Genomic DNA, 9,067 nt, shown 5'->3' with positions numbered 1-9,067 from the left:
ATAGGCCGTGGGGAACAGGAGCAGACCAGACCACCCCACAAATACGAAGCGGTCGCGCTTGAGCCAGTCATCGAGGACGTCGAACCATCCCCGTGCTGCTGGCGCGCGCCCTACAGCGATCGTCATGATGATGAAACGGTGCGGGAAACCCGCGGAGGCTGTGGGATTACCGGGCGATGGTAACAACGCTGAAGCGGATCGCGAGACCGGTTGAAACGGGCTGACATGGCTTTCTCTCGCTGGGCTTTCGCAGCTGATTTCTGACTGTCTTTTGCTTCAGTTCTGAGCGCTTGGTCTTGATCAGCCCAGCTCCCCCGACGACCGGTCAGGATGGCGCCATTCCTTGCTCCAGGTCATGGCCTCCCCCCAGGCTCCTGCCCCCTTGCTTGAGCTGCCGGTGCTGGGCTCAAGGCGCCTTTCCAATGTGTTGGTTGCCTTGGTGGTGACCACTGGCGGGATCGGCTTCCTGCTCACCAGTGTCTCCAGCTATCTCGGCACCGACCTGCTGCCGATCGGCCACCCCGCCGAGCTGGCTTGGCTGCCCCAGGGGTTGGTCATGGGGCTCTATGGGCTGGCCGCCATGGCGCTGTGTGCCTACCTCTGGGTTGTGATCGGCATCGACGTTGGCGCGGGTAGCAACCGCTTTGATCGGGATGCTGGTGTGGCAACTATTAGTCGCCGCGGCTTTCGCCAAGAGATCACGGTGGATATCCCTTTGCGGGAGATTCAGGCGGTGAAGGTGGAGGTGCGCGATGGCCTTAATCCTCGGCGTCGCCTGGCCCTCAAGGTGCAGGGCAGGCGGGATATGCCTTTGACCAGGGTTGGCGAGCCCATGCCCCTGGCCGATCTGGAGTTGTCTGGCGCCCAACTTGCCCGCTTTTTGGGCGTGCCGCTGGAGGGGGTTTGATGAATACCAACCTGAAGACTGGCAATTTGATGACTGGCAACTGGTGGAGTCGCTGGCTCCTGGGGGGTTTGTTGTTGCTAGCGCCCCTATCTCTGGTCGCCTGTGCGGCTGATGGTGGCAGCAGCCCTGTGGGTTGCAGCACCGCCAGCACCCCCTGCCTCAGCGGTACGGCCACAGTCGCACTGCAGACCAGCAAGGGTGAGGTGCAGCTGCAGCTAGATGGTGCTGCCGCGCCGCTGACGGCGGGCAATTTCGTTGATCTAGTTCAGCGTGGCGTCTACAACGGCACCGCTTTTCATCGAGTTGTGCGCGAGCCGGTGCCTTTTGTGGTGCAGGGCGGCGACCCCACCAGCGCTGATCCAAAGGTGCCAGCCAGCCAGCACGGCCTGGGCAGTTTTGTGGATCCAGCCACGGGAATACCCCGTCTGATTCCCTTGGAGATCAAGCGCAGCGACGAACCAGAACCCCGCTATGGCGAGCCTGTGACGGCCCCAGGAGCTACCCGCCAACTGGCTTTGGCCCATCAACGCGGAGCTGTTGCCATGGCCCGTTCCGCCGATCCCAACTCCGCCAGCGCCCAGTTCTACGTAGCCCTGCAGGCCTTGCCTGAACTGGATGGCCGCTACGCCGTCTTCGGCAGGGTGAGTAAGGGCATGGAGGTGGTCGACCAGATCAGCCAGGGCGACAAGATCGTCAAGGCCACGCTGGTGTCAGGCGGGAAGTTGGTTAAGGGAAATCCCTAGGCGGGTACCCGCTTGCTTGATGCGGTGACCTTCAGGAAAGCCGTGTTGACGCCCGAAGCCCGCTCCAATGCCACCTTGCCGGTGCGGGCGATTTCAAGGATGCCGTAGCTCTCCATCACTTGTTCGAGGGCGACGAGCTTGCCCGGATCGCCCACCACCTCAAGCGTCAAGGCGTCATCGGCCACGTCGACCACATTGGCGCGGAACACCTGCACCAGATCCAGGATGGCGCTGCGGGTTTCGGCAGGAGCCGACACCTTCAGCAGCATCAGTTCCCGCTCCACGGCAGGTATGTGGGATAGATCAATCACCCCCAGCACGTTGACCAGCTTGTCGAGCTGCTTTGTCATCTGCTCGAGGGTGTGATCGTCGCCTGCGACCACCATGGTGAGCCTGGAAATGCCAGCCTTTTCAGCGGGACCCACCGCCAGGCTTTCAATGTTGAAGCCGCGGCGGGCGAATAGGCCTGAGATGCGGCTGAGGGCACCGGATTCGTCTTCCACCAACACCGAAAGGGTGTGTTTCATCTCCTGAGGGACCCGTGGCGCTGGCTGCATTCCAAGTTACCGCCCAGGCCCAGAAAGGGTCTCGGCGGCTGGCAATTGGTCAAGCCATTGAAGTAAGGCGGCATTAAAGGCGTCGGCATGTTCGTCATGGGGACAGTGGCCACTGCCAGGCAGAACCGTTAGGGGTAGCTCGGGCCGCAGCCGCCGCACCTGCTGGGCCACCTGAACGGGCACCAGTCGGTCGCGCTGCCCCCAGATCAACAGCAGGGGACGCCCCAGCCTTCGCAGCAGGGCTGGGGCGGTGGCCCCGTGGGGCCGCAGGGCCATGGCGATGCTCATCGCCCGCAGGGCCCGCACCGCTCCAGGCCGCCGGGCTGGCCTGGCAATCAGCCGGTGCAGGTCCCTGTCGCCGATCACCGCTTCGCTGTAGGCCGACTGAATGCCTAAATCCAGCAGGGGCGAGTGGGCAATCAGGGGCACCAGTAGCTCCAGGGGGAGCAGCCGGCAGAGCAGGGTCACGAGCCAGCGCTGCAGCCGGCGTTGCCAGGGCCGGCGGCGGGGTGGGCTGCTGTTGTCAGCCAGCAGCAAGGTTGGGTCGGGTAGGGGGGCTGCCACGACGGCTCGCACCAGCTGGGGAAAAAACACGGCGCAGCTGAGGGCCACCAGGCCGCCGAGGGAATGGCCCACCAGCACGGCTGGCCCCTGCACCACCTGCTCGAGAAAGGCCTGCAGCTGCCTGGCCCAGAGGCGGTTGTCCAGTCGCAGGGACGGTTGGCTTGAGGCGCCGAAGCCGATTAGATCAATGCCGTAAACCCGCCAGCCGGCTGCAGCAAGCACCGCAGCATTGCGGCGCCAGTGGCCGCTGCCGGCGGCGAAGCCATGCACAAGCACCAGGGCCGGGGCATGTTCTTCACCCAGCACCCGCCAGTGGCAGCGCTCACCTCGCCAGAGCCAATCGGCGTGTATGCCCCACTCCGCCCCTGAGCTGCCGTCCGCCGCGGGTGGAGGTGCAGGCTGGACTGTTGCAGCCACGGTTGATCTCCTGAGCCAGCACACCGACGCTCACTATTGCGAAGGACGGGCTCGCCTGTTGCCCGGTGCCGGTTTTTTTAGGCCGGAGTCGCGTCCTTCTCGGGATCTGGGGGTGCTGCTCGCCCGCACGCTGGCGGCCCGCGGCCCCTTGCGGGTGCTCGATGCCATGGCCGGCTGCGGCATCCGGGCCTTGCGCTATGGCCTGGAGGCTGGAGCCGAGGCGGTGTGGGCTAACGACGCTGATCCGGATCGGCTGCCTTTGCTGCGTCAAAACCTGGCATCTCTGGCGGGTTTGCGTTGCAGCGCCCTTACTGCCCAGCACCTGCTGGCGGATTGCCTGCAGCGCCAGGAGCGTTTCGAGCTCCTAGACCTGGATGGCTTTGGCTGCCCCACGGCCCTGCTGCCCCTAGCGCTGGAGGCGGTGTCCTTCGGCGGTGTGCTTTACCTAGCCAGCACCGATGGCCGCTCCCCCACCGGCCACGACCGCCCGGCTGCGATCCGGTTGCTGGGGGCGGCGGCCCGGGCCCATCCCGCCAGCTGGGAGCTGGCCCTGCGCCTGCAACTTGGCAGCGTGGCTCGAGCGGCCTGGGCCTTGGGCCGGGGCATCGAGCCCCTATTTAGCTTCAGTGAAGGGCGCACCTTTCGCAGCGCGGTGCGCCTGCGCCGCCGCAGCGAGACAGGGGAGGAGCATCACCTCGGCATGCTGGCCCACTGCCATGGCTGCGGCGATCAGCAGGTGCAACCACTGATTCGCCTGCGTCAGTGGCAGCCCTGCCATTGCCCAGCCGGCGAGATTGCGCCGCTGGCGATCAGCGGTCCTCTGTGGATCGGCCCGTTGCAGGAGCCTGAGCTGCTGGCTGAAATGCAGGCGTTCGCTGAGGTTGATCCAGGGGCAAGCCTGAGTACGGAGGGGGCTCGCCTGCTTGCCCGTCTGCTTGCGGATAGGGGACTGCCGGCCCGCTGCTGGCCGATGGCCGAGATCGCGCGCCGCCTCAAGGGGGGGGCGCCACCGCTGCTCAGCCTGGTGGCGGCCCTGCGGGCGGGGGGCTGGTCGGCCCAGGTCAGTGGGGTGATGCCGGGTCAGCTGCGCAGCGATGCAGCCTGGGGCGAGATCCTGCAGACCGCCGCTCAGTTGGTTGGAATGGCCACTGACACTGCTAAATAGGATGGACTTCCTTTCACTTCGCCATGGCTGCTGAAATTTTCGGTACCGCAGCTTTGTTTTGGATACTCATCCCCGTTGGTCTTGCCGGCGGAGCCCTGCTGTTGAAGCTGGCCGACAACGACTGAGCTCCAAAGGCCAGTCAGAACCCCCTGCTCCCGGCTCGACCCGTCGGACACCTAGGCTCGGGCCCGCTTGAAGGTTGCTAATGCAGGTTTTGGTGGTTGGCGGAACGGGCACCCTGGGCCGGCAAGTTGCCCGCCGTGCCCTCGATGCAGGCCATCAGGTGCGCTGCATGGTGCGCTCTCCCCGTAAAGCCGCTTTCCTGCAGGAATGGGGCTGCGAGCTAACCCGGGGCGATCTGCTTGAGCCCGATAGCCTCGCCTATGCCCTGGAAGGTCAGGACGCAGTAATAGACGCGGCCACTGCCCGCGCCACGGATTCCGCCAGCGCTTACGACATCGACTGGAAAGGCAAGCAGAATTTATTCGCCGCCTGCCAGGCCGCCTCGGTGAAGCGTCTGGTGTTTGTGTCCTTGCTAGCTGCGCACCAGCACCGCGACGTGCCCTTGATGGACATCAAGGCCTGCGCCGAAGACTGGCTGATGGCCTCGGATTTTGATTACACAATCCTGCGCGGCGTTGCCTTCATGCAGGGAGTGATCAGTCAGTTTGCAATTCCCGTGCTGGAAAGTCAGACGGTTTGGGTGAGTGGCTCGCCCACCCCAATCGCTTACATGAACACCCAGGACATGGCCCGCTTTGCTGTAGCGGCTCTGGAGCGTGAGGAAACCGTGCGCCAGGCTTTTCCGGTGGTGGGTCCCCGGGCCTGGACCACCAGCGAAATCACCCAGTTGTGTGAGCGGTTCACGGGTAAGGAGGCCCGCACTTTCCGGGTGCCGCCTGCCTTGCTGGGGTTGATGCGCTCTGTGACCGGCTTCTTTGAGGCCAGCCTCAACGTGGCCGAGCGGCTGGCTTTTGAGGCAGTCACCGGTGGGGGCACAGCTCTAGATGCACCAATGGAGGCCAGCTACGCGGCCTTCGGGCTCGATCCGGCTGAAACCACCGGCCTCGAGGGCTATCTCAAGGAGTACTACGACACGATCCTGCGCCGCCTGCGCGAGATGGAGTCTGACCTCGACAAGGAAGCCAAGAAGAAGCTTCCCTTCTAGGCCTGGGGCACACGACTGCGTCCGGCAGTTCGCCTGTACTATTATTTGGTTGCTTGGGAGAGTGAATGTCGGTTGCCCAGATCAAAAACTTGCAGCGCCGCTTAGCCAACCTTGAGGCTGAGGCTACCGAAGAGCTCAATCGGGCCTGCGGCCACGAGCTATGGCAAACCCTGGGCTTCGATGCTTTCGATGGCCTCGATGATGCTGACCGGCGGGCCCGTGCCAACTACTACTACGGCCAGTTGCAGAGCGTGCGCGAGCTCAAGGACGTGCTCGGCTAAGCCGCCCTATCCGCCCCCAGCGCCCCGCCCTGATTTCCCGCCGCCGGCGCGGCCGCCCCGTCCAGGTGAGATTTTTCCCATGGCCCGCGACGGCTTAAGCAGCTGCTCGAGGCGCTGGCTTTCGGCTTCGTCCACCTCGCGCCACTGTCCCGGCGCCAGACCATGGAGTTCGAGCGGGGCGGCCCCGTCCATCAGGTCTATTGAGACCCGCAGCAACCTCAGGGTGGGCAGATTTACGGCGGCCGTCATGCGACGCACCTGACGGTTGCGGCCTTCCTGCAGCTCCAGTTGCAGCCAGCTGGTGGGAATGGCGGCTCGCTGACGGATCGGTGGGGTGCGCTCTGGCAGCCCTGGATCGCTGATCGCCTGGGCCCGAGCCGGCAGAGTGCGCTGCCCTTGAATCAAAAGGCCGCTGCGCAGCCGCTCCAAAGCCTCAGGGTGGGCAGCTGCCTCTCCTTCAACCTGCACCCAGTAGCGGCGCCAGTGGCCAAAGCGGGGGTCGGTGAGGCGCTGCTGCAGGCGGCCATTGCTGGTCAGCAGCAGCAATCCCTCGCTATCGGCATCGAGCCTGCCGGCGGCATAAACCTGCGGAATCGGGATGAACTCCGCCAAACAACCCCAGTCACAGCCGGCTTCTGGCGTGAACTGGCTTAAAACCCCGTAGGGCTTATGGAAAAGAAGGGTGGTCAGCGGCCTGGGTTCAGCTGGCTTGACGGGCTTTCCAGAGGTTCACCACACCAATGGAGATCAGCAGCAGCCCCAGATCCAACGAAAGCGGCGGCAAAACCATGGTGAAGCCAAAACGGCACAAGTGAGCCAGACCCTATCGCCTGTCGGGCGGCAATTAAGCTATTTGGAACGATTAAACCTCCAGACAGCGCCCCAGCATGATCGAGACCTCCGGTGTGATTGAAAAAGAACAGGGAAACGGGTTTTACCTGGTGACCCTGGAGCAGCCGGCTGGTCACCAATGTCTCTGCCGGGCGGCAGGCAAGCTGACGAAATTCAGGATCAAGCTGCTGGCGGGTGACAAGGTGTTGGTTGAGATCAGCCCCTACGACCTCACCCGCGGCCGCATCACCTACCGGGAGCGCAATGCGGCTGCAGGCCCCCGTCCCGGCGGCAACCGCCCAGGTGGGCCTAGGCGTCGTTAAGCGCACTCTTCAGACGGCAACGGCTAACAGGGCTTCAATCGCGGCTTTGAATTCGCTGCGCTGCTTGACGCCCTTAAAGGACTGCTTGAGCTCCTTGTTGTGGAAAAGCTGCACCGTCGGGGTACCGGTAACACCGGCTTGGCTGGCAATTTCTTGCTCGGCCTCGATGTCGATCTCCACTCCTTGGGCAGCTCCGCCAAGCTCATCGAGCACACGCTTGAGCTGGGGCTTGAGCACGTGGCAGGGACCGCAGGTCGGCGAGGTGTAGACGACCAGCAGGGGCTTGCTGCTGTCGTGATACAGCTTGCGCAGGGCAAATCCTCCTTTCTGCCAAAGGGCTTCGGCGTCGTAGTTGTCGGCGTCGCTGGTGGCAGTGCGCACCGGTTCGCCGACGGTGGCCGGTTCTATTGGTTCATGGCTCACCGTGACGGCTAGGTCGTGATGGGTGAGCCAGCGCTCAGCGGCCAGGGCAGCTTGGCAACCACTCCCAGCGGCGGTGATGCCCTGACGCCATTCCGCATCGGCCACGTCGCCAGCGGCGTAGACACCGGCCGAGCTGGTTTCGGGGCGGCCTGCCTGGGTGGCAAGGTAACCGTGGCTATCAACCTTCAGTTGGCCCCGCACTAGGCGGGTGTTTGGGGTGTGGCCAATGGCGTAGAAGAGTCCCTTAACCGGCAGCTCCTCGCTGGCGCCGCTGCTGGGATCCGTCAGGGTGATTGCTTCGAGCCAGTCGCCACCGCTGGCATCGGCCACTTGGCGGTTCCAATGCACGGTGATGGCGGGGTTGGCGAGCACCCGATCGGCCATGGCGCCACTGGCCCGCAGCTTGTCGCCACGCACGATCAGGTGCACCTGGCTGCCGTATTTGGTCAGATAAACAGCCTCTTCACAGGCGGAATCGCCCCCACCCACCACGGCCAGTTCGGCTTGACGGAACTGGGGTGTGGCGCCGTCACAGATCGCACAGGCGCTGATCCCCTGACTCCAGAAGCGCTCCTCGCTTGGCAGCCCTAGCCGGTTGGCACTGGCGCCGGTGGCCAGGATCACGGCCTGGGTTTCGATGGTTTGGCCTTCGGCAGTGATGCGGTAGGGCCGCTGGGACAGGTCGATCGCCGTGGCATCGGCCTCGATCAGACGGGTGCCCCAGCGGACTGCCTGGGCCTTCATTTTGTCCATCAGCTCCGGCCCCATGATCCCGTCGGGAAAGCCGGGGAAGTTCTCAACGTGGGTGGTGGTCATCAGCTGACCGCCAGGGATGCCACCGTCCTGGAAGCCCGTGATCAGCACAGGGCTGAGATTGGCCCGGGCGGCGTAAATGGCGGCCGTGTAGCCAGCAGGTCCTGAACCCACGATCACCAGGTTTTCGACCGAAAGCCCCGAAACCGTCATTGCTTAAGCGGATTGACTATGAGTTGAGCCTAGGAGATCGGCGCGGCAGCTTGGAGGAAGGGTCCGACACCTCGGGCGCAAATGTCTTTAGATTTGCTTTAGAATTGAGTGCAATCTGCTGCGGATTTGCATCTCAAATTGGCTCATATTTCCAGGATGCCGTCGCTGGTGGGCCGGATTCCCTGGCCCAGGTCGTTTGGCACCATCAACACGCTTGCGGCAAGGAGTTCCGGGTGCTCTTCCAGGCAGAGCAGCCATTCTCGGAATTCCTCCGTGACCGCAAAGCTTTCTTCGAAATGTTCGAGGGCGTCGAGGGTGGCTCGGCGGGCCAAAGCCCAGCTGACAGCAACGGTTAGGCGGCGATTCACTGCGGCATCCATGCTCCCCTCTCCCTTGGATCAGACCACGCTGCCGGGCTATGGGCCCTGGGAAGGTATTGGTTGACACAACGTCGCATATTTGCGCTTAAACCTTGTATCGCTAAAGCAGTTTTCAGGCCGTTCGCTGCAGAAAACTCGGTAGCTCCGGCCCCATGCTGATCACAGCACCGATCCTTGCTTCTACAGCTTGCAGGGGTAGGGAACCTCCCTGGCCACTGCCTACTGAGACAGGCTCTGTAGCCACTTGCTTCGGCTTGATCAGGTAGGGCTCGCTGAGGGACCAGCTGCGGGCGTAGCTCATCAGCAATGGGTCGGCTGGCGCGCACACAGAGGACGGCTGCC

12 protein-coding genes and 2 pseudogenes are annotated in these 9,067 nt (G+C 63.8%); 7 read left to right on the top strand and 7 right to left on the bottom strand.

What is annotated here, in order from left to right; translation table 11 throughout:
* Window positions 1-126 (bottom strand): annotated as a pseudogene (locus tag KBY74_RS12105) (photosystem II D2 protein (photosystem q(a) protein)); the annotation flags it as partial.
* Window positions 127-355: 229 nt separating this feature from the next.
* Here KBY74_RS12105 and KBY74_RS12100 point away from each other — a divergent pair.
* Both KBY74_RS12100 and KBY74_RS12095 read left to right on the top strand, forming a co-directional pair.
* The gene (locus KBY74_RS12100; protein ID WP_254942912.1) at window positions 356-907 is read left to right on the top strand and encodes a photosystem I assembly protein Ycf4; all 552 of its coding nucleotides are present in this window, start codon (window positions 356-358) and stop codon (window positions 905-907) included.
* The gene (locus KBY74_RS12095; RefSeq protein ID WP_396123186.1) at window positions 907-1,650 is read left to right on the top strand and encodes a peptidylprolyl isomerase; all 744 of its coding nucleotides are present in this window, start codon (window positions 907-909) and stop codon (window positions 1,648-1,650) included. Before KBY74_RS12100 ends, KBY74_RS12095 begins: the two co-directional genes overlap by 1 nt.
* On the opposite strand, the gene ilvN is transcribed toward KBY74_RS12095, so the two are convergent.
* Together ilvN and KBY74_RS12085 are read right to left on the bottom strand one after the other, a co-directional pair.
* The gene (ilvN, locus tag KBY74_RS12090; protein ID WP_106633134.1) at window positions 1,647-2,177 is read right to left on the bottom strand and encodes an acetolactate synthase small subunit; all 531 of its coding nucleotides are present in this window, start codon (window positions 2,175-2,177) and stop codon (window positions 1,647-1,649) included. The two genes, KBY74_RS12095 and ilvN, sit on opposite strands and share 4 nt — an antisense overlap.
* 36 nt (window positions 2,178-2,213) lie before the next feature.
* The gene (locus tag KBY74_RS12085) at window positions 2,214-3,188 is read right to left on the bottom strand and encodes an alpha/beta fold hydrolase (RefSeq protein WP_254942911.1); all 975 of its coding nucleotides are present in this window, start codon (window positions 3,186-3,188) and stop codon (window positions 2,214-2,216) included.
* A gap of 58 nt (window positions 3,189-3,246) precedes the next feature.
* On the opposite strand from KBY74_RS12085, the gene KBY74_RS12080 reads away from it, so the two are divergent.
* The 4 genes from KBY74_RS12080 to KBY74_RS12065 all read left to right on the top strand — a co-directional run bounded on the left by KBY74_RS12080 (window position 3,247) and on the right by KBY74_RS12065 (window position 5,802).
* On the top strand, window positions 3,247-4,353 hold the full coding sequence (locus KBY74_RS12080; RefSeq protein ID WP_254942910.1) for a N2,N2-dimethylguanosine tRNA methyltransferase: 1,107 nt from the start codon (window positions 3,247-3,249) through the stop codon (window positions 4,351-4,353).
* A gap of 23 nt (window positions 4,354-4,376) precedes the next feature.
* Complete coding sequence (gene petM / locus KBY74_RS12075; RefSeq protein ID WP_106633132.1) at window positions 4,377-4,478, top strand: cytochrome b6-f complex subunit PetM; 102 nt, start codon at window positions 4,377-4,379, stop codon at window positions 4,476-4,478.
* Window positions 4,479-4,558: 80 nt separating this feature from the next.
* On the top strand, window positions 4,559-5,521 hold the full coding sequence (locus tag KBY74_RS12070) for an NAD(P)H-binding protein (RefSeq protein WP_254942909.1): 963 nt from the start codon (window positions 4,559-4,561) through the stop codon (window positions 5,519-5,521).
* Between the two features lie 65 nt (window positions 5,522-5,586).
* A complete protein-coding gene (locus KBY74_RS12065) occupies window positions 5,587-5,802 on the top strand; it encodes a hypothetical protein (protein WP_254936629.1) in 216 nt (71 codons plus the stop codon).
* A gap of 6 nt (window positions 5,803-5,808) precedes the next feature.
* Here KBY74_RS12065 and KBY74_RS12060 read toward each other — a convergent pair whose 3' ends face one another.
* Window positions 5,809-6,492 carry a pseudouridine synthase gene (locus KBY74_RS12060; RefSeq protein ID WP_254942913.1) on the bottom strand — a complete coding sequence of 228 codons (684 nt, stop codon included), beginning with the start codon at window positions 6,490-6,492 and terminating at the stop codon, window positions 5,809-5,811.
* 197 nt (window positions 6,493-6,689) lie between these two features.
* Between KBY74_RS12060 and infA the strand changes: the two genes are divergently transcribed.
* Window positions 6,690-6,956, top strand: a complete 267-nt coding sequence (gene infA / locus KBY74_RS12055; protein WP_094560946.1) for a translation initiation factor IF-1 — start codon at window positions 6,690-6,692, stop codon at window positions 6,954-6,956.
* 9 nt (window positions 6,957-6,965) lie between these two features.
* Here the strand turns inward: infA and trxB are convergent, their stop codons facing one another.
* From trxB to KBY74_RS12040, 3 genes and pseudogenes are all read right to left on the bottom strand, one after another.
* Window positions 6,966-8,345, bottom strand: coding sequence for a thioredoxin-disulfide reductase (gene trxB, locus KBY74_RS12050; protein WP_254942908.1), 1,380 nt, complete (start codon window positions 8,343-8,345; stop codon window positions 6,966-6,968).
* A gap of 143 nt (window positions 8,346-8,488) precedes the next feature.
* The gene (locus KBY74_RS12045; protein WP_254942907.1) at window positions 8,489-8,713 is read right to left on the bottom strand and encodes a hypothetical protein; all 225 of its coding nucleotides are present in this window, start codon (window positions 8,711-8,713) and stop codon (window positions 8,489-8,491) included.
* A 124-nt stretch (window positions 8,714-8,837) separates the two neighbouring features.
* Window positions 8,838-9,067, bottom strand: a pseudogene (locus tag KBY74_RS12040) (DEAD/DEAH box helicase); the annotation flags it as partial.

Origin of the sequence: Cyanobium sp. A1C-AMD, assembly GCF_024346495.1 — a bacterium.
Classification (GTDB): Bacteria; Cyanobacteriota; Cyanobacteriia; order PCC-6307; family Cyanobiaceae; genus Cyanobium_A; species Cyanobium_A usitatum.
Note: the sequence above shows the minus strand (reverse complement) of the source record. Positions and strands in the feature narration are given on the sequence as shown.

Coding starts and splice junctions, on each gene's coding strand:
- petM (WP_106633132.1), top strand. CDS start 4,377: ATGGCTGCTGAAATTTTCGGTACCGCAGCTTTGTTTTGGATACTCATC.
- KBY74_RS12065 (WP_254936629.1), top strand. CDS start 5,587: ATGTCGGTTGCCCAGATCAAAAACTTGCAGCGCCGCTTAGCCAACCTT.
- KBY74_RS12070 (WP_254942909.1), top strand. CDS start 4,559: ATGCAGGTTTTGGTGGTTGGCGGAACGGGCACCCTGGGCCGGCAAGTT.
- trxB (WP_254942908.1), bottom strand. CDS start 8,345: ATGACGGTTTCGGGGCTTTCGGTCGAAAACCTGGTGATCGTGGGTTCA.
- KBY74_RS12095 (WP_396123186.1), top strand. CDS start 907: ATGAATACCAACCTGAAGACTGGCAATTTGATGACTGGCAACTGGTGG.
- KBY74_RS12100 (WP_254942912.1), top strand. CDS start 356: ATGGCCTCCCCCCAGGCTCCTGCCCCCTTGCTTGAGCTGCCGGTGCTG.
- infA (WP_094560946.1), top strand. CDS start 6,690: ATGATCGAGACCTCCGGTGTGATTGAAAAAGAACAGGGAAACGGGTTT.
- ilvN (WP_106633134.1), bottom strand. CDS start 2,177: ATGAAACACACCCTTTCGGTGTTGGTGGAAGACGAATCCGGTGCCCTC.